Origin of the sequence: Actinomyces radicidentis, assembly GCF_001553565.1 — a bacterium.
Lineage (GTDB): Bacteria > Actinomycetota > Actinomycetes > Actinomycetales > Actinomycetaceae > Actinomyces > Actinomyces radicidentis.
The window spans coordinates 601658-619085 of sequence record NZ_CP014228.1; the positions used below are offsets into that span (position 1 = coordinate 601658).

Here is a 17428-nt window from a genome sequence, read left to right on the forward strand (position 1 = left end):
GGCTGAAGCGTAGGGCGAGCGTCCCGCCCCTGCGGGCCCGTGGGGCCGTCCCCGGACCCGCCGAAGAGACGGGAGGCGGCCGCCCCGCTGGGGGACGGCCGCCTCCTACCGCGTCCGCGGCGTGCGCCGGGACTCAGCCCTTCGGGGCCGGGTCGGCGTCCGTGACGCCGGCGTCGTGGGAGCCCGCGTGCTGCTCGGACCTGGGCGCGCGCCCCTTGCGCGGGGTGCGGGGCCCGCGCGGGTGCATGCGCTGGCGCAGTGCCTCGACCTCGAGCTGCTCGCGGTGGAGGCGGCGCTCGCGAGCGAGCCGGCGCTGCCACTGCTGGTGCTCGCGGTACTCGAGGTAGATGACGTCCTCGCGCAGCCCCTTGACGATGGCGAACATGAGGGCGACGAGGATGATGAGGAAGGGGCTCGCCGCGATGATCGTGACGCTCTGCAGGTTGTTGAGGGCGTTCGCGCCGTCGCCCGAGAGCAGGAGCGTCAGGCCGATCCCGGCCGTGATCAGGCCCCAGAGGGCGGAGAGCCAGGGGCTGGCCGTCGCCCGGCCGCGCTGACTCATCGAGCCCATGACCGTGGAGGCGGAGTCCGCCGACGTGATGAAGAAGGTCGCGAGCAGGACCATCGCCACGAAGCCGGCGATCGTGCCACCGGGCATCGTGTGCAGCAGGGCGAAGAGCTGGGTCTCCGCGGAGCCGTCGCCCCAGATCGACTCGCCGGCGCGCTCGAGGGTGATGGCGGTGCCGCCCATGATGGCGAACCAGACCACGGAGACGCCGGCGGGGACGAAGAGGACGGTGAGGCAGAACTCGCGGATCGAGCGACCGCGCGAGATGCGGGCGATGAACATGCCGACGAAGGGGCTCCAGGAGATCCACCACGCCCAGTAGAAGATCGTCCAGCTGCCGAGCCAGTCACCGGCCGTGCCGTCGGCGGACTCCGCGGTGCGGCCGGCCATCTCGAAGAACTCCGAGAGGTAGTAGCCGATCGAGCCCGGGATGAGGTTGAGCTCGGAGACCGTCGGGCCGAGGACGAAGACGAAGACGGCGAGGACGGCTGCGATGACCATGTTCGCGTTCGAGAGGTACTGGATGCCCTTGCCGACGCCGGACATGGCGGAGAGCAGGTAGGCGAGGGTGAGGACGAGGACGATGCCGATGATGACCTTGGTGCTCGGGTCGTCGATGAGTCCGGAGGCCTGCAGGCCCGCGCCGATCTGGAGGGCGCCGAGGCCCAGGGAGCAGGCGGTACCGAAGACGGTGGCGACGATCGAGGCGATGTCGATGATCTTGCCGAGCCAGCCCTTGGCGAGCTTCTCGCCGACCAGCGGGGTGAAGGCGGCGGAGAGGAGCTGCGGCCGTCCGATGCGGTAGGTGGAGTAGGCGATGGCGAGACCGACGATCGCGTACACGGCCCACGGGTGCAGGGTCCAGTGGAACATCGCCTGCGCCATCGCGGTGCCGACCTCGTGGGCCTGATGCCCGGGCATGCCGTCGCGGTAGAAGGTCAGCGGCTCGGAGGCACCGTAGAACATGAGCCCGATGCCCATGCCGGCGGCGAACATCATGGCGATCCACGAGCCGGTGGAGAACTCGGGCTCCTCGTCGGGGCGGCCGAGCTTGATCTGGCCGAAGCGGGAGACCGCGATGATGACGACGAAGACGACGAAGACCGTCGTGAACAGGACGAAGGCCCAGCCGAAGCCGTGGAGGAGGCCACCGAGGGCGGAGTCGGCGACGGAGGCGAAGCTGTCGGGGGAGCTCAGTCCCCAGATGACGACGGCGAGGGCGATGAGGGCGGCGGGCAGGGCGACGAGCCAGTCGACCTTGGCGTCGTTGTTGTCCGCCTCGTAGGTGATCTCCTCGGCGGCGGGGGCGGCGGAGGCGACCGTGTCACGGCTGGCGACGAGGAGGTCGCGCAGCTCGCTCGCGGCGGTGGAGGTCTGCTCGGCGGCGGGGGCGGGCTCGCCGGGCGGAGCCGGGTGGAGGTTCTGGGAGTCCGGGGTCTGGGGATCGGACATGTCTTCCTTCCGTGCGGGGCACGACCGGGGCGTCACGGGACCATCGCCGGCGCGGGTGCGGCGACCGGCCGCCCGACTGCGTCGTGCTCGTAGGTTGTATGCGGATCCTATCAAGTGGCAGGAACTCATCATCAGTCACCCGCTTCTTCCGCGCCATACCGGGGCAGACTCACCCCGGTTCACCCCCTCACCGCCGCGGGCGGCCCGTCACCAACGGACGCACCCTCGCGAAACCGACCGCACGGTCGTTACGGTGGTCACTCACCCCGCCAGAGCCCGGGCCCGACAAGGACGTCCCGCGCCCTCCCTCCTCCTCGCGATCACCTACCTCGCCTGCATCAGCCTGGGTCTGCCCGACTCCCTCGTCGGCTCCGGCCTCGTCACCGCGCTCTCCGTGGCGACGACGGCGGTCGCGCTCCTCGGCTTCTCCTCCGCCCGCTCGTACTGGGCGCTGCGCCTGTGGGCGGTGCCGTACGGGCTCGGCGCGGGCGCCGTCGACGCCGCGCTCAACAACGTCGCGGCCGTGCGTTACAAGGCGCGGCACATGAACTGGCTGCACGCCATGTGCGGCGTGGGCGCCTCGATCAGCCCCTTCATCATGGGCCGCGCGCTCATCACCGACGCGAGCCGGCCCGCCGGGTGGACCTCGCCGCACCCCCTGCCCTGGTACCTGGGCACCCTCGTCGTCCTCGGCCTCGTCATGTCCGAGCGTCTCAACCGTCTGATGGACCGCGACGAGCGCGGGTGAGTCGCGGGCCACTGCCCGGTCCGCGTCCCGCACGCCCACAGCCGCTCCTCAGGTGCTGCGGAGGACCTTCTCCATGGGGCGACCCTTGGCGACCTCGTCGACGAGCTTGTCGAGCTGGCGGATGAGGCGCATCGTCGGGTCCTCGACCTCCTGGACCTTGACCCCGCAGATCGAGCCGGTGATGAGCTCGCGGTTCGGGTTGAGGGCGGGCGCCTGGGCGAAGAAGTCCTCCATCGTGGCGCCGTCCTCGCGCACGCGGGCAAGGTCGGTCTCGCTGTAGCCGGTGAGCCAGGTGATGACGCGGTCGAGGTGCTCGATCGGCTGCCCCTTGCGCTCGACCTTGGCGGCGTACATGGGGTGGATCGTGCCCCAGGTGGTGGTGAGGATCCGGTGGGTCATACCGGGATCGTAGCGGTGGCCGGCTCGGCGGAGCCCGGGAGGACGGGCCGCTGGTCGATGCGCAGCGTGGTGAGGTCGACGGCGGTGACGGTCTCGTCGGGCAGGAGCTGGAAGCCGTCGCGCGGGATGCCCGAGGAGGAGAAGGCGATCGAGCCGTCGTCGAAGCGGCGCACCCCCATGCGGAAGTAGCCGCCGTCCAGGTGGCTCGCCGGGGCCGTGTCGTCGGTGAGGCCGGCGGCGCGCATGCCGTCGGTGTCGGCGACGGCGTCGGCCGAGGCGCGCACGACGACGAGCGTCCGACTGCTCAGGGCCAGCATGTTGAGGCTCGAGGCGGGGAAGCGCTCGCGCAGGGCCCCGGTCGCGAGGGCCACGGCCTCGCCGAGGTCCGCGCCGGCGCGCAGGTGGTGGTGGATGAGGGCGGCCATGCGCTCGGAGTCGGTGCCGCCGCGTGGGAGGTCGCGGACGTCGTCGGGCAGGAGCTCCTCGACCTCGGACGCGGGCCCGATGAGACCGTTGTGGGCGACGGCGACGCCGTCCGTCACGAAGGGGTGGGCGTTGAGGCCGGTGACGTCCATGCCGGTGGAGGCCCAGCGCAGGTGGAAGAGGGTGGCGCGCGAGGGGCTCACGGTGCGCTCGTCGAAGGCGGGGTCGTCGGCGGCGCTGGACGGGGACCGGTGGGAGCGCAGGACCGGGACACCGCCCTCGGAGCCGGCCTCCTCGATCCAGGCGGCGCCCCAGCCGTCCGCGTGGAGGCGGGACATGGAGCGGTAGACGTCGACGACGGCGTCGCCGAGCACCTCCCGCGGCGTGCGCGGGGCGGGCGAGACGACGGCGAGCAGGCGGCACACGGATCCCGTCTCCTTCCTGGTGCGCGGGCGGGGACCGTCTCGACCGTACGCGGGTCTCAGAACAGGTCGGCGAGCGTCTCACGCAGCTGGAGCAGTGCGAGGAAGCCGGACAGGGCGAGGCAGGCGACGAGCATGATGTTGGAGACGATCCCGTTGCGCAGCTCGGCCGCCGTCGTCGAGCGGTTGAGGAGGATGAGGAGGGCGATCGCGAGGACCGGCAGCATGAGGGAGCTGATCGCCGCGTAGACGAGGACCAGCGTGACCGGCTTGCCGGCGGTGAGGATGACCACGGACCAGAGCGTCAGCCACAGGAGGGCGCCGCGGAACTCCGGGGCCTTGGCGGACATGTCGAAGTCGGGCTCGTCCTGGTGCGGGTAGCGGCGGATGACGCGGACGCAGTCGCCGGTGACGTAGGCGATGCCCTGGAAGCCGCCCAGCACGCCGGAGTAGACGACCGCGAAGAAGGCGAGGAGGAACAGGACGTGGGCGACGGAGCCGATGTTCGTGCCGATGATGTCGCCGACCTCGAAGACGGCGTCGTTGGAGTCGATCTCGTAGCCCTTGCCGTAGAGCCAGTAGGCGCCGACGGCGGTCATGGCGACGGCGAAGATCCCGATGAGGAGCTCGGCGATGAGGATGAGGACCGGGAAGGTGCGGCCGCCGGCGTCGGTGAGGTGGGAGGAGAAGGAGCGGTCGTCGCTGAGCTGGAGGCGGGCGACGGCGTCGTTGACGGCGTACTTGATGACGAGGCCGACGACGAAGACCCAGGCGAGGGCCATGCCGTACTGGGCGCCGGAGTTCAGGGTGGTCACCATGTCGGAGGCGCCGACGCTGGCGAGGGCCAGGACGATGCCGGGGCCGATCTGCCCAAGGGCGCGGGTCCAGGTAGACGGAGGGGTCGGACGGGAGTCGGGGAGGGTGTCGACGGTGTGGGGCATGGGGCACCTCATCGGGTCCGGGGAACGTGCGCGAGCCGATGCAGGCGGTTGCGTGCGCGCTCGGCGGGCCCGGTGGATGGACCGGGAGCGGCACACGGCGGCCGCCGTGGAGGGCCGACGCGATAGGTTGGGGACATGAGAACGCTGGAGTTCGCAGGTCAGGAGGTGCCGGCCATCGGACTGGGCACCTGGTACATGGGCGAGGGCCGCGCCACGCGCGCCGAGGAGGTCGCGGCGATCCGCGCGGGCCTCGACGCCGGGCTGAGGGTGGTCGACACCGCCGAGATGTACGGCGACGGCGCCGCCGAGGAGGTCGTCGGCGAGGCGCTGCGCAGGCGGCGCGACGACGCCGTCCTCGTCTCGAAGGTCTACCCGCACCACGCCTCGCGCGGCGGTGTGCGCCGCGCCTGCGAGGCGAGCCTCGAGCGCCTGGGCACGGACCACCTCGACGTCTACCTCCTGCACTGGCGCGGCCAGTACCCGCTGGCTGAGACGGTCGCCGGCTTCGAGGACCTCGTCGACGACGGCCTCATCGGCGCCTGGGGCGTGTCCAACCTGGACCCGGACGACCTGCGCGAGCTCGCCTGCGTGCCCGGCGGGGACGCCTGCGTCACCGACCAGGTGCTCTACAACCTCACCCGGCGCGGCCCGGAGATCGACTTGCTGCCGATGACCCGCGAGGCGGGTATGCCGGTGATGGCGTACTCGCCGCTCGAGCAGGCGCGGCTGCTGTTCGGCTCCGGGTCCGAGGTCCTCGAGGACGTGGCGGACGCGCACGGCGCGACGCCGCCGCAGGTGGCGCTCGCCTGGTGCGTGCGCGACGGGAGCGTCCTGGCGATCCCGAAGTCCGCGAGCGCGGAGCGCGCCCGGGAGAACGCCGGCGCCGCGGAGCTCGAGCTGACGGACGAGGACCTGGCGGCGCTGGACGAGGCCTTCCCCGCCCCGGACGGCCCGGTGCCGCTGGAGACGCTCTGAGCGCTCAGCCGGGCCGCCCTCAGTGCGTGAGGGCGGCGTCGAGGGCGGACCCGAGCCCCGGGTGACGGAAGGTGAAGCCGGAGTCCTCGAGCGCCGTGGGGCGCACGTCGGCGTCGGCCAGGAGCAGTCCCTCGGCCGGGCCGCGACCCATCGTGGCGCGCAGGAGAGGTGCGGGCACGGGGAGCCAGTACGGCCGGTGGAGCCGGTCCGCGACCTCTCGACCGAGCTCGTCGAAGGTGGTTCGCGCGGGGGAGGCGAGGTTGACGGGGCCGGTGAGGCCAGCTTCAAGTACGTGGAGGATGGCGCGGACCTCGTCCTCACGGGTGATCCAGGGAAGGACCTGGTCGCCAGGGCCGAGCGGCCCGGCGAGGCCTGCGAGGGTGAGGGGGATGAGGGGGCGCAGGAGCGCGTCCTGGTCCAGCAGTGAGGCGGTGCGCAAGAGGCTGACGTCGGTGACGTCGTCGGCGCTGAGGGCCTCGCGCTCCCACGCCTCGCACAGCCCGGCGAGGAACCCGGTCCCTGCCGGGTCGGTCTCGGTGAGCCGCTCCCCGGGACGGGAGCCGTAGTAGCCGACGGCGGAGGCGGACAGGAGTCGCGGGCGCTCGCCCTGCATCGTGTGCAGCGCCGTGACGACGGTGCGCACGGGGTCGCGCCGGGAGACCGCGAGGGTACGGCGGTAGGAGCGGGTCCAGGGGATCCTGGCGATGCTGGCGCCGTTGAGGACGATGACGGCGTCGGCCCCCTCGAGGACGGAGGGGTCGAGCTGACGCGCGGAGGGGTCCCAGGTGGCGGCGCCGGGACTGGACTCCCCTCCGGAGCCGCGGCGGACGAGGCGGACGACCTCGTCCCCGCGGTCCTTGAGGGCGGTGACGAGGGAGGATCCGATGAGGCCGCTGGCCCCGGCGATGATGACGCGTGACATAGTTCGAGGTTAGCGGTCGGGCGAGGCTCGCGCGCGCTGACGGCGTGCTCGCTCGGGGCGGGCTCGTCCTCACGAGTGGTGACGACCGGGCCGCGGGGCCCCTGAGCGCCCGCGGCCACGTCGGGCCTCTGTCCCGTCACGGCGGCGCGGTGCTCGCCCCACCCCGCGCTACCTCCTCATCGAGTCGGTCGCGCGGCTCGAGGCAGTGGAAGCGAGGACGTACCCGCTGCACCGCTACGGGCGCTGGGAGATCGACGTCGCCGACGTCGAGGAGCAGCTCGACGACGCCGACGGCAGCCCGGTGCGCGCCTTCATCGTCATCAACCCGAACAACCCCACCGGCTCCTACGTCACCGCGGACGACTACGCGCGGCTGGTTGCGATCTGCCGGCGTCATGGGCTGCCGCTCATCGCCGATGAGGTGTTCCTCGACCACGAGCTCGCCGCATGCCCGGACCGGGTCCGCGTGACCGGCCGCGACGACGTCCTCACCTTCTCCCTGGACGGGCTGTCCAAGCGCCTGGCCGCCCCGCACGCGAAGCTCGCCTGGATCGAGGTCTCCGGGCCGGCGGAGGAGGTGGCGGCAGTGGAGCGGCGCCTGGACGCCGTCGCCGATGCCTACCTGCCACTCAGTCGGCTCGTGGTCACGTCCCTTTGTGTGGTGTAACCGTTCTTCGGGTTGCTTGTGGGGGTCAGGCGGTCAGGGCTGGGAGGTGCTGGTCGGTGATGGTCTGGCTTTCATTGGTGGGGACGATGTGGAGGCGGCAGCGGGCCAGGACCTCGAGGCTGAGGTAGCGGCGGCCTTCGGCCCACTCGTCGGTCTGCTCGGCCAGGACGGCTCCCACCAGGCGGGTGATGGCGTCGCGGTTGGGGAAGATGCCCACGGAGTCGGTGCGGCGGCGGACCTCCTTGTTGAGACGCTCGCCTGGGTTGTTGGACCAGATCTGGACCCACACGTCCTTGGGGAAGGCGGTGAAGGCCAGCAGGTCGTCCCGTGCGGCGCCTGGGTGCTCGGCGACGGCGGAGAGCTTGTCGGCGACGTAGTCCAGGAGCCGGTCGAACTGGGCGTTGACCGCGGCGGCGTCGGGCTGGTCGTACACCGAGTGCAGCATGGCCTTGACCGCGGGCCACAGGCTCTTGGGGGTGACGGCCATGAGGTTGGCGGCGTAGTGCGTGCGGCACCGCTGCCACGAGGCGCCGGGGAGGTTGGCGCTGATGGCCTCGACCAGGCCGGCGTGAGCGTCGCTGGCGACCAGCCGCACCCCGGCAAGGCCCCGGGCCACCAGGTCCGCGAAGACCGCGTTCCACGCCGCACCGGTCTCGGCAGTGGCGACCTGGGCTCCCAGGACCTCGCGGTGTCCATCGGCGTTGACGCCGGTGGCGACCATGACGACCGTGTTGACCACGCGCCCGCCCTCACCCACCGTCATCGTCAGGGCGTCGGCGGCGACGAACGTGAAGGGGCACGCCTCGCCCAGAGGGCGGTGGCGGAACTGGGTGACGTGCTCGTCCAGGTCCGCGGCCATCCGCCAGACCTGCGACTTGGACACAGACTCGATCCCCACAGTCTTGACCAGCTGATCCATGCGGCGGGTGGAGACCCCAGCGAGGTAGCAGTCGGCGACCACGGTGATCAGCGCCGCCTCGGAGCGCTTGCGTCGCTCCATGAGCCACTCGGGGAAGTAGGTGCCCTTGCGTAGCTTGGGGACAGCGACGTCAATCGTGCCGACGCGGGTGTCCAGAGGCCGGTGGCGGTAGCCGTTGCGCTGCGCGGTGCGCTCGGGGCTGGGCCTGCCCCACTCGGCGCCGCACACGGCGTCAGCGTCCGCGGACAAAAGCGCGTTGATCACTGTCTGCAGCAGGTCACCCATCAGGTCCGGCGACGCCTCGGACAAGGCTTCTGCAAGTAGGCCTGCAGGGTCGACAATATGAGGAGCGGTCATCGTGACGACTCCTTTGACAGGGTTGTAGGAGATTCCTCGAAGGATCACACGGTGACCGCGCCGACGTTCACGACGCCTCCGGCCACCGAGCGGTTACACCACTATGCGGGACTCCACTGGTTCGCCTCACGAAGACGGTCAATGACGGCCGCCGTGAGCACGCCTGCGCCCGCACCCGGGTCAGGCACGCGCACCACTTCACGCCGCGGACACTCAATAAGCGAGGTCATGATGCGAGCGACTGGGCCGGGTGTGAAGAACTGGGCGAACGACTCCCGGTGGTCCGAGTCCAGGGCGTCAAGCACGGCGCGGCTACGCGGTTCGACACTGTCCAGGAGGCTCACCGGCCAACCCTAACTTCCGCGGGGACCCCGCCAGTAATGCCGGAGTGGCCGACGTGCTTCTGGTTCCAAGGAATGGGCAAATGCGTCTTAGGGCACACTATCGAGCAATAAAGGGCACCCAGAAGGGCAAATCTGAGGGGAGGGCAACGCTATTCTTGCCCCTTGCGACAGCCTTTCCGTTGCTATCCAGCGGTTTAGACGTTGAACCGGAACTCCACGACGTCGCCGTCGCGCATGACGTAGTCCTTGCCCTCCATGCGCATCTTGCCGTGGGCGCGGGCCTCGGCGATGCTGCCGAGCTCCATGAGCTCGTCGTAGGAGATGATCTCGGCCTTGATGAAGCCGCGCTCGAAGTCGGTGTGGATGACGCCGGCGGCCTGCGGGGCGGTCCAGCCCTTGTGGATGGTCCAGGCGCGCGACTCCTTCTCACCGGCGGTGAGGTAGGTCTGCAGGCCGAGGGTGTCGAAGCCGACGCGGGCGAGCTTGTCCAGGCCGGACTCCTCCTGCCCGTTCTCGTGGAGCATCTCGGCGGCCTCCTCGGGCTCGAGCTCGACGAGCTCGGACTCGAACTGGGCGTCGAGGAAGATCGCCTCGGCCGGGGCCACCAGCGCGCGCAGCTCGGCCTGCTTGGCCTCGTCGTTCATGCCGGCGTCGTCCATGTTGAAGACGTAGATGAAGGGCTTGGTCGTCATGAGCTGGAAGGAGTTGAGCGCCTCGGCGTCGAGCCCCTCCTTCTCGGCGACGGCGGAGAGCAGCGTGCCCTGCTCGAGGATCTCGAGCGCCTTCTTGGCGGTGTCGAGGACGGAGGCGTCGATCTTCTTGCCGCGCAGCTCCTTCTCGAGGCGAGGGACGGCCTTCTCGAGGGTCTGGATGTCGGCGAGGACGAGCTCGGTGGCGATCGTCTCGATGTCGCTGGCGGGCTCGATCTTGCCGTCGACGTGGACGACGTCGGGGTCGTCGAAGGCGCGGGTGACCATGCAGATGGCGTCGGCCTCGCGGATGTTGGCGAGGAACTGGTTGCCCAGGCCCTCGCCCTCGCTGGCGCCGCGGACGATGCCGGCGATGTCCACGAAGGACACGGTCGCGGGCACGGTCTTGGCCGAGCTGAACATCTCGGTGAGGCGGTCCAGGCGCGGGTCCGGCAGCGGGACGATGCCGACGTTGGGCTCGATGGTGGCGAAGGGGTAGTTCGCCGCGAGCACGGTCGCGCGGGTGAGGGCGTTGAAGAGGGTGGACTTGCCGACGTTGGGCAGTCCGACGATTCCGATAGTGAGGGCCACGGCCGCGAGTCTAGCGACTGGCCCGACGGCGCCCCACCGACCGGACTACGGGCCGACGGACCAGGTTACCCGCGGGCGGACCCGGGCGCCGAGGCACGGCTCACAAGGACCCGAGAAGCCCGCTCCACGTCGTCGGCGCCCCGAGGACGTCGTGGGCGAAGAGCCCGATCATCCCGGCGACGAGGAGCGCGGTGCCCGCCACGAGCGCGACGCGCAGGCCCCAGCCGCGCAGGCCCTCGGCGGGCGCGGCGGCAAGGCGGTGGGCGCGGGCGTCGTGGATCTCCTGCTCGCGGTTGCGGGCGGTGACGATGAGCAGGCCGATGCAGGCGCCGGCGGCCGCGGCGGCGAGGACGAGCACGGGGACGCCCTGCGGCGACCAGGCGCTCGAGCCGACGACGCCGAGCCGCGAGGCGAGCGGGACGACGGCAGCCCCGTCGGAGCTGCGGGACGCACCGGCGACCACCGCTCCCGCGGCGCGCGCGTGGGCGGCGACGAGGCCGGCGCCGACGGCGAGCACGCCGAGGACGGGCAGCACGAGGGCGAGGGCGACGGCGACGGCCCGTTCAGCCGCGTTGCGCCTCAGGTGCCCGAGCACGGCCCCTCCGGTGAGGACGACGGCGAGGGTCGCGGTGCCGATGAGGGGCAGGTGCGCGGCGGCGTCGGAGGAGAGGCGCAGGAGCTCGTTCACGTCGCCGATCATGCGTCCGCGTCTCCCGGCCGCGACTCGCCCACGGGGGCGAGTCCTGCGTGACGCTCCCCTCGACGAGGAGGAGTCCCTCCTCCCCCGCCGGGCGGCCGTGCCGCACGACGACCGGGCCGCCCCGCGCAAGGCGGGACGGCCCGGTCGAGGCCCCAGTGGGTCCTCACCTCAGAAGGAGGCGAGGATCGCGGCCCAGGTGGTGCAGTAGCCGGTGACCGCGTTGCCGGCGAGCCCCAGCGCGCATGCGATGACGACGGCGCAGCCTGCGACGAGGACGACGCGCCCCGCCCACCCGCTCACGGCGAGCACCGGGCCCGCCCGCCGGCGCTCCCCGGCGCGGACGGCGGCGAGGACCCGACCTCGCCGCCGGGCCACGAGGATGAGGGCGGCGACGCAGAGTGCCGAGGCGGCCGCGGCGACACCGAGGACGGGGGCGCCCACGGGGGCCCACGTGCCCGGGGTGACGGGGCCCGCGTTGCGCTGGGAGCGGGGCGTGTCGGTGATGGTGCCCAGGAGGGCGGCGTCGGCGGTGCGGGTCGCGGATGTCGACGGAGCCGCCCCCTCGACGGCGTTCCAGACAGCGGGGTCGGAGCCCCACCAGGCGAGGACGGCCGGGAAGCGGGCGCTCCACAGGCTCCAGGCGTGACCGCCGGTGGGCGGCGTGTCGGTGGTGACGGTGTCAGGGGCGTGGACGGCCTCGGCCATCGACCAGGCGGTCTGGGCGGACTTGAGGGCGTCGTCCTGCGCCCCGAGCGCGTAAAAACGGGTGCCGAGCACCGGGTGGCTGGCGGCGAGGAGGTGGGAGAGCGTGTAGGCGTCGGCCACGGCGTCGCCGGAGGTGGCGAGCCCGCCCTCGGCGGGCCGGTCGTAGCTGGACATGACGGCGGCGGAGCCGAAGGTCTCGGGCTGGGCGAGGGCGGCCCAGCCGGCGCAGTAGGCGCCCGCGGAGATGCCGAGCGCCATCCAGCCCTCGCGCTGACCGGTGACGTTGGGGAAGCTGGCGCGCACCATCCGCGGGATCTCCTGCGCCACCCAGGTCCCGACGGCGGGGCGACCGGCGAGGTTGGCGCAGTCGTGGGCGTTGTCGTCCGCGTTGAGCGACGGGATGACGATGATGCTCGGCGGGATGCGGTGGGCGTCGATGGCGGCCTGGAGCGCGGACGGGGACTCGAGGGCCCCGATCATGGAGTCGGGTGTGCCCCGATAGCCGTGCAGCGCCTCGATGACGCCGTAGCCGCGGCCGTCGGCGGCGCTGTACCCGCTGGGGACGACGACCTTGACCTCGAGGCTGATGCCGCTGACGGGGCCGGTCCAGGTGGCGGTGAGGACGCCGTCGGCGCCCTTCGTGAAGGTCGCCCTCCAGGCGGAGGCGGGGACGGCGTCGAGCTGCGCGGCGGCGGCGAGCGGCCGGACGTCGCCGACGAGGGCGGGGCCCGTCGAGGTCGTGCTCGGAGCGGCCGTCGTCGCCGTCGGGGCCGCCGTCGCGGCGCGGGCCGGCTCGGCGGGAGCATCGGCCTGCGTCGTCGGGACCGCGGCCACGGTCCCCCGGTCTCCGACGGCGGAGCGGGCGACCTCCTCGGTCGCGGCGGCCAGACGGCGGGTGGCGCCGGAGACCCCGGCCCCACCGGGAGCCGCGGCGCTTCCGCCACCGGACGCTGCGGCACTCGCCGAGTCGGTCGACTCGGTGGCGTGGACGCCGACGAGGTCCCCGACCGTCTGGAGGTACTGCCCGTGCCGGTTGATGAGGAGCCCGCCGACGGCCATGACGCCGGCGACCGGCAGCACGAGGACGAGGAGTACGGCCGCGAGGCGCCGGACGGCTCCACCGCGGTGGCGGCCCAGCGCCGCGGCTCCGATGACAGCGAGGAGGACCGCAACGACCACGGCGCCGATGAGGACGCCGTCGGAGCTCAGCGACAGGCGGAGGAGTTCATTCACGCCAGGATCGTGCGCCGGGAGGCCGACGACCCGGATCGTCCCACCGGGCGAACCCCGCACCCCCTCCCCCTCCTGCAGGAGGAGGGCGCTCTCATCCCGGGGGACGCGCGCCCTCCCGAGGAGAGGGGCGGCGTGCGCGGGCCCTAGTGGAACGCCGCGATGATGATGCCGCCGAGGTCGTCCCACGACGTGGCGAAACCGGTGAGGAAGTTGCCGACGAGGCCGATGGTCGCGGCGATCGCGGCACCGAGGAGGAGGACTGCGAGGCTGCGGACCGCGAGGGCGCCCGCCCCCCGCCCGCACGGCCCCCAGCGCAGGAGCGCGACGGTGCCGAGGAGGCACAGGATGACGCAGGCGGCGAGCGTGACGGGGCCGCCGGGGTCGGTCGGCGTGGCCTTCTGGGCCTCGGCGACGGTCCTGCTCGTGCGCTGGGCCAGGGGCGTGTCGACGACGGGCGTGATGCTGCTGGAGGCGGCGGCCTGGGCGCTCTGCGTCGTGCTGAGGCCGGCCGCGCGGAAGACCGCGGGGTCGGAGCCCCACCAGCGCAGCATCGTGGGCAGGTGGCTCGACCACAGCCGCCAGGTGTGGCCTCCGGTGACGGGCGTGTCGGTGGTGACGGCGTCGTCGGCGTTCTGGGCGGCCTGCATGCGCCAGGCGGTGAGGGCGGCGGCGTAGGGGTCGTCCTGGGAGCCGAGGACGTAGTAGCGCAGCCCGGGCCGCCCGGTGCGCTCGCGGACCATGGTGGACAGGGTGTTGGCGGCGGCGACGGCGTTGCCGCCGTGGGCCATGCCGCCCTCGACGGGGCGGTCGTAGCTGGACATGACGCCGGCCGCGCCGTACTGGGCGTCGTCGTTCATCGCGAGCCAGGCGGCGCAGTAGGCGCCCGAGGACAGGCCCATGAGGAGCCAGCCGTCGCGCTCGTGCGTGGTGTTGGGGATGGTCGCGGCGACCATGCGCGGGATCTCCTGGGCGACCCAGGTGCCGACGGCCGGGCGGCCGGCGATGTTGGCGCAGTCGTGCTGGCGGCCGTCGGGGTCGAGGGAGGGCATGACCATGATCGAGGGCGGGATGAGCCCGGAGCTGATGGCCTGGTCGAGCCCGGTCTGGGCGTCCAGCGCGGTGGAGAAGGAGCCAGGGTCGCCAGGGTAGCCGTGGAGGCCCTCGATGACGTCGTAGGTGCGGCCGTCGGTGGGGCTGTAGCCCTTGGGGAGGATGACGCGGACGTCGAGGTCGAGCCCGCTGACCGGCCCGCGGAAGGTGGCGGTCAGCGTGCCGTCCTTGAGGCGGGTGAAGCGCGCCTTCCACCTGGAGGCGGGGACGGCGTCGAGCCGGGCGGTGGAGGCGAGGGACCCGACGTCGCCGGTGACCGGCTTGGAGGAGGTGGCGGTGCTGACGAGGTCGGCGACGGTGGGCACGTAGTCGCCGGAGCGGTTGAGGGCGAGCGCTCCCGTCGAGAGTGCGAGCAGCGCGGGGACGAGGACGGCGGCGACGGCGCCGAGGAGGCGGCGGGCGCGGTGGCACGGGGCGCCGTCCGGCGACGCCCCTGCGACGCCCGACCCTCGTAGTCGCGGCAGGAGGGCGGCCACGAGGATGCTCACCAGCACCGTGGCGACGGCGGCGGTGACGACGGCGCCCACGGTGGTGAGCGGGATGGCGCCGATCTGCTTCATGGTGCTGAATCTGCCTCAGGCCGAAGCCCGCGGGGATCGTTCTGGAGGAGGAGCGGCGACGTGGGCCCGGTCATCCGGAGTGCACCGGATTCGTGTCGTGGGGTCGTGGGACGGTGGGGGCATGAGCACCACCGCCCTGCCCGTCCTGCTCCTCGTCCTCGGTCTCGCCGTGGGCGCCGCCCTCGGCTACGCGCTGGCCGTCGCCCGGTCGGCGACGGCGAGGGCGGGCGGCCGCGACGAGGCCGCGTCCCTGCGCGCTGAGGCGGCGCAGTGGCGCGCTCGGGCCGAGGAGCTCTCGGAGCGCACGCAGCTCGCGGAGGAGCGGGCCGAGAGGGACGGCGCGGTCCTGCGGGCCCTGGCGCCGGTGCGCCAGCAGCTCGAGCAGGTTGGGGCACGCGTCGAGAGCATGGAGCGGCAGCGGGCCGCGCAGCACGCGACGCTCGCGGAGCAGCTGCGCGCCGGGGCCCGCAGCGAGCAGGAGCTGCGGCGGGCGACGGCCTCGCTGGAGGGGGCGCTGCGCTCGCGCTCGAGCCGGGGCCTGTGGGGCGAGGTCGAGCTCGCCCGGGTGCTCGAGGCCTCGGGGATGATGCGGCACATCGACTTCGTCGAGCAGCGCTCGGTGGCCTCCGTCGTGGGGCGCCGGGCGGGCGCGGGCGCGCTCGACGACGCGGGCCGCGGGGCGGGGCGGTCGCGTCCCGACGCCGTCATCCACCTGCCCGGCGGCGGCCACCTCGCGCTGGACGCGAAGGTGCCGCTGGACGCCTACCTGCGGGCCTGCGGCGTCGGCGTGGAGGCGCACGGCGCCGACGACTCCGGCGCGACGGCGCAGGGCACCGGACACGACGCCGACCCCGGCACCGGGCCGGGGATCGAGGGCACCACCGTCGCGCAGGACGCGCGGGGAGCCGCGCCGGGAGGGGCGCGGCCCGCCCACGGCGCGGCGGGCGGCTCAGCCACCCCGGCGGGCCCCGCGGAGGCCGAGCGCGCACGGCTCCTCGCCCAGCACGCGAGGGCGCTGCGCGGTCACGTCGACGCCCTCGCGGACCGTCACTACGACCGCTCCCTCGGGGACTCCCCCGAGCTGGTCGTCCTCTTCGTGCCGGCGGAGCCCATCCTCGCGGCGGCCCTGGACGCGGACCCGGCGCTCATGGAGCATGCCCTGGACCGCGGCGTCGCGCTCGCCTCCCCCGCGTCGCTTCTCGGCATCCTGCGGACCTGCGCGACGGCGTGGGCGCGCACGGCGGTCAACGAGGACGCCCGGGAGCTCCTCGACCTCGGGCGGACCCTCTACGAGCGGCTAGGGACGGTCGCCGGGCACCTTGACCAGCTCGGCAGCGCCCTGACACGGTCGGTGACCGCCTACAACAGGGCGGTGGGCTCGGTGGAGTCGCGGCTGCTCGTGACGGCGCGGTCCTTCGAGGCGCTCGGGGACTCGCTGCCGGAGCTCCACGAGGTCGACCCGGACGCCGCCCAGGTGCGCAGGCTGACGGCGCCGGAGCTCACGGATCACCCCTTGCGGTCCTGAAAATCCACCCGGGCCAAGTCCCCCGCCCTCGCGGGTGAACTTTCGGGCCATTCGGGGTTTTCCCAGGTTTTACGCCAATCGCTGCTCTTCGGCGTCCTACCCCCGAAAGACCCGCACCACCCACGCGCCCCTCCGGGGTGTATTGACATTACGCATGCGGGTTCTCAGGTGCTCTACGGGAACGCAAGGACCGCAAGCGCATCCGGGTTCTTTCTCATCATTCCGCAGAAAGGTGCCGACTGCGGTCCGCACTTGAGTTCCGGCGGGCCCCTCAATATATGGTTGCGCGCGTCCTCAGTTACTCGACACGAAGGTCTCTTTCATGGCACTCGACGAAGGCATGATCGGCGCCCCGGTCGCGATGACCGCAAACGACGCCCGCAGCCGTTCCGGCGCCCGCCTCACGGCGGAGTCCGCCCCGATCCTCACGCGCCTCGATGAGCTCGCCGGCGAGCAGGAGCGTCTGCAGGAGCAGCTCGCCTCCCTGCGCGACGAGCGCGACTCGCTCATCCTGCGCGGCCTCGCCCACGGCATCTCCTCCTCGGAGCTCGCCAGCACCTCTCACCTCACCGGCGCCCGCGTCCGCGCCATCGCCGACGCCGCCGCCTCCTCCTCCGCCCGCGAGCGCGTCTCGCACGCCGTCGCCCGCCTCGTCGAGCACAAGCCGGCGCTGTGCACCACCTACGGAGCCCTGGCCACGGCCGTCGGCATCGGGTCCGCGAAGGGCGTCGCCTCCTCGCTCGCCACGAACCCGGACGTCTCCGCCCGTGAGGGCGCGCGCGTCCTCCTCCTGCGGTGGGCCTCCCCCACCATCGGCGGCTACGCCATCCCCATGAAGGAGCCGGCCTGGCAGACCCAGGGCGACGACACCGCCAGCCGCCTTGAGTGCCTCAAGGCCGAGGGCCTCGTCACCCAGACGCTCGGCCCGGACGGGCCGATCTGGTACGTGCCCTTCGACCGCGTGTGCGCCGACGCCAAGCGCCTCGCGCAGATCATCGCCGGCTGACACCAGCCGCACCGCCCGCCGTCGGCCTCGTCGGCGCACCGGGCGCATCGAGTCGGGACATCAGCGCCCGCCGCAGCACCGCTGCGGCGGGCGCTGTCGTGCGCGGGGCACGTGGCACAGTGGGGCCGTGACGCAGCAGCCCCCCGCCCAGGGATCACCCGCCCCCGGCCGT

14 protein-coding genes and 1 pseudogene are annotated in these 17428 nt (G+C 72.9%); 5 read left to right on the forward strand and 10 right to left on the reverse strand.

The annotated features are described in order from the left end of the window. Window positions 1–133: 133 nt before the first annotated feature. Window positions 134–2020, reverse strand: coding sequence for a BCCT family transporter (locus AXF14_RS02590; protein ID WP_084355297.1), 1887 nt, complete (start codon window positions 2018–2020; stop codon window positions 134–136). Between the two features lie 253 nt (window positions 2021–2273). On the opposite strand from AXF14_RS02590, the gene AXF14_RS02595 reads away from it, so the two are divergent. Beyond that, complete coding sequence (locus AXF14_RS02595) at window positions 2274–2768, forward strand: MFS transporter (protein WP_067940579.1); 495 nt, start codon at window positions 2274–2276, stop codon at window positions 2766–2768. A 48-nt stretch (window positions 2769–2816) separates the two neighbouring features. Here the strand turns inward: AXF14_RS02595 and AXF14_RS02600 are convergent, their stop codons facing one another. The 3 genes from AXF14_RS02600 to AXF14_RS02610 are packed head-to-tail and all read right to left on the reverse strand — an operon-like array spanning window position 2817 to window position 4953. Further along, complete coding sequence (locus AXF14_RS02600; RefSeq protein WP_067940583.1) at window positions 2817–3167, reverse strand: DUF2200 domain-containing protein; 351 nt, start codon at window positions 3165–3167, stop codon at window positions 2817–2819. Continuing rightward, a complete protein-coding gene (locus AXF14_RS02605; RefSeq protein WP_067940586.1) occupies window positions 3164–4015 on the reverse strand; it encodes a class II glutamine amidotransferase in 852 nt (283 codons plus the stop codon). The genes AXF14_RS02600 and AXF14_RS02605 overlap by 4 nt, the downstream gene beginning before the upstream one ends. 56 nt (window positions 4016–4071) lie before the next feature. Beyond that, window positions 4072–4953 carry an Nramp family divalent metal transporter gene (locus tag AXF14_RS02610; RefSeq protein WP_067940591.1) on the reverse strand — a complete coding sequence of 294 codons (882 nt, stop codon included), beginning with the start codon at window positions 4951–4953 and terminating at the stop codon, window positions 4072–4074. 135 nt (window positions 4954–5088) lie between these two features. Here AXF14_RS02610 and AXF14_RS02615 point away from each other — a divergent pair, with 135 nt between their 5' ends. Next, a complete protein-coding gene (locus AXF14_RS02615; protein ID WP_067940593.1) occupies window positions 5089–5928 on the forward strand; it encodes an aldo/keto reductase in 840 nt (279 codons plus the stop codon). A gap of 19 nt (window positions 5929–5947) precedes the next feature. Here the strand turns inward: AXF14_RS02615 and AXF14_RS02620 are convergent, their stop codons facing one another. Then, the gene (locus AXF14_RS02620) at window positions 5948–6850 is read right to left on the reverse strand and encodes a TIGR01777 family oxidoreductase (RefSeq protein WP_067940595.1); all 903 of its coding nucleotides are present in this window, start codon (window positions 6848–6850) and stop codon (window positions 5948–5950) included. A 169-nt stretch (window positions 6851–7019) separates the two neighbouring features. Here AXF14_RS02620 and AXF14_RS02625 point away from each other — a divergent pair. Next, window positions 7020–7517: pseudogene (locus tag AXF14_RS02625) on the forward strand (aminotransferase class I/II-fold pyridoxal phosphate-dependent enzyme); the annotation flags it as partial. A 25-nt stretch (window positions 7518–7542) separates the two neighbouring features. On the opposite strand, the gene AXF14_RS02630 reads toward AXF14_RS02625, so the two are convergent. The 5 genes from AXF14_RS02630 to AXF14_RS02660 all read right to left on the reverse strand — a co-directional run bounded on the left by AXF14_RS02630 (window position 7543) and on the right by AXF14_RS02660 (window position 14725). Beyond that, on the reverse strand, window positions 7543–8793 hold the full coding sequence (locus AXF14_RS02630; protein WP_067940600.1) for an IS256 family transposase: 1251 nt from the start codon (window positions 8791–8793) through the stop codon (window positions 7543–7545). 538 nt (window positions 8794–9331) lie between these two features. Further along, complete coding sequence (gene ychF, locus AXF14_RS02640) at window positions 9332–10417, reverse strand: redox-regulated ATPase YchF (RefSeq protein WP_067940605.1); 1086 nt, start codon at window positions 10415–10417, stop codon at window positions 9332–9334. 100 nt (window positions 10418–10517) lie between these two features. Further along, window positions 10518–11117, reverse strand: a complete 600-nt coding sequence (locus AXF14_RS02645) for a hypothetical protein (protein ID WP_067940607.1) — start codon at window positions 11115–11117, stop codon at window positions 10518–10520. Window positions 11118–11285: 168 nt separating this feature from the next. Beyond that, window positions 11286–13055: an alpha/beta hydrolase gene (locus AXF14_RS02650; protein WP_150118399.1), complete on the reverse strand. Its 1770-nt coding sequence runs from the start codon at window positions 13053–13055 to the stop codon at window positions 11286–11288. Between the two features lie 143 nt (window positions 13056–13198). Beyond that, the gene (locus AXF14_RS02660) at window positions 13199–14725 is read right to left on the reverse strand and encodes an alpha/beta hydrolase (RefSeq protein ID WP_067940614.1); all 1527 of its coding nucleotides are present in this window, start codon (window positions 14723–14725) and stop codon (window positions 13199–13201) included. Between the two features lie 121 nt (window positions 14726–14846). Here AXF14_RS02660 and AXF14_RS02665 point away from each other — a divergent pair, with 121 nt between their 5' ends. After that, entirely contained in the window at window positions 14847–16250 is a 1404-nt protein-coding gene (locus AXF14_RS02665) for a DNA recombination protein RmuC (RefSeq protein WP_067943941.1), read from the forward strand. A 322-nt stretch (window positions 16251–16572) separates the two neighbouring features. Next, window positions 16573–17256: a hypothetical protein gene (locus AXF14_RS02670; RefSeq protein ID WP_236755878.1), complete on the forward strand. Its 684-nt coding sequence runs from the start codon at window positions 16573–16575 to the stop codon at window positions 17254–17256. Window positions 17257–17428: the final 172 nt, after the last annotated feature.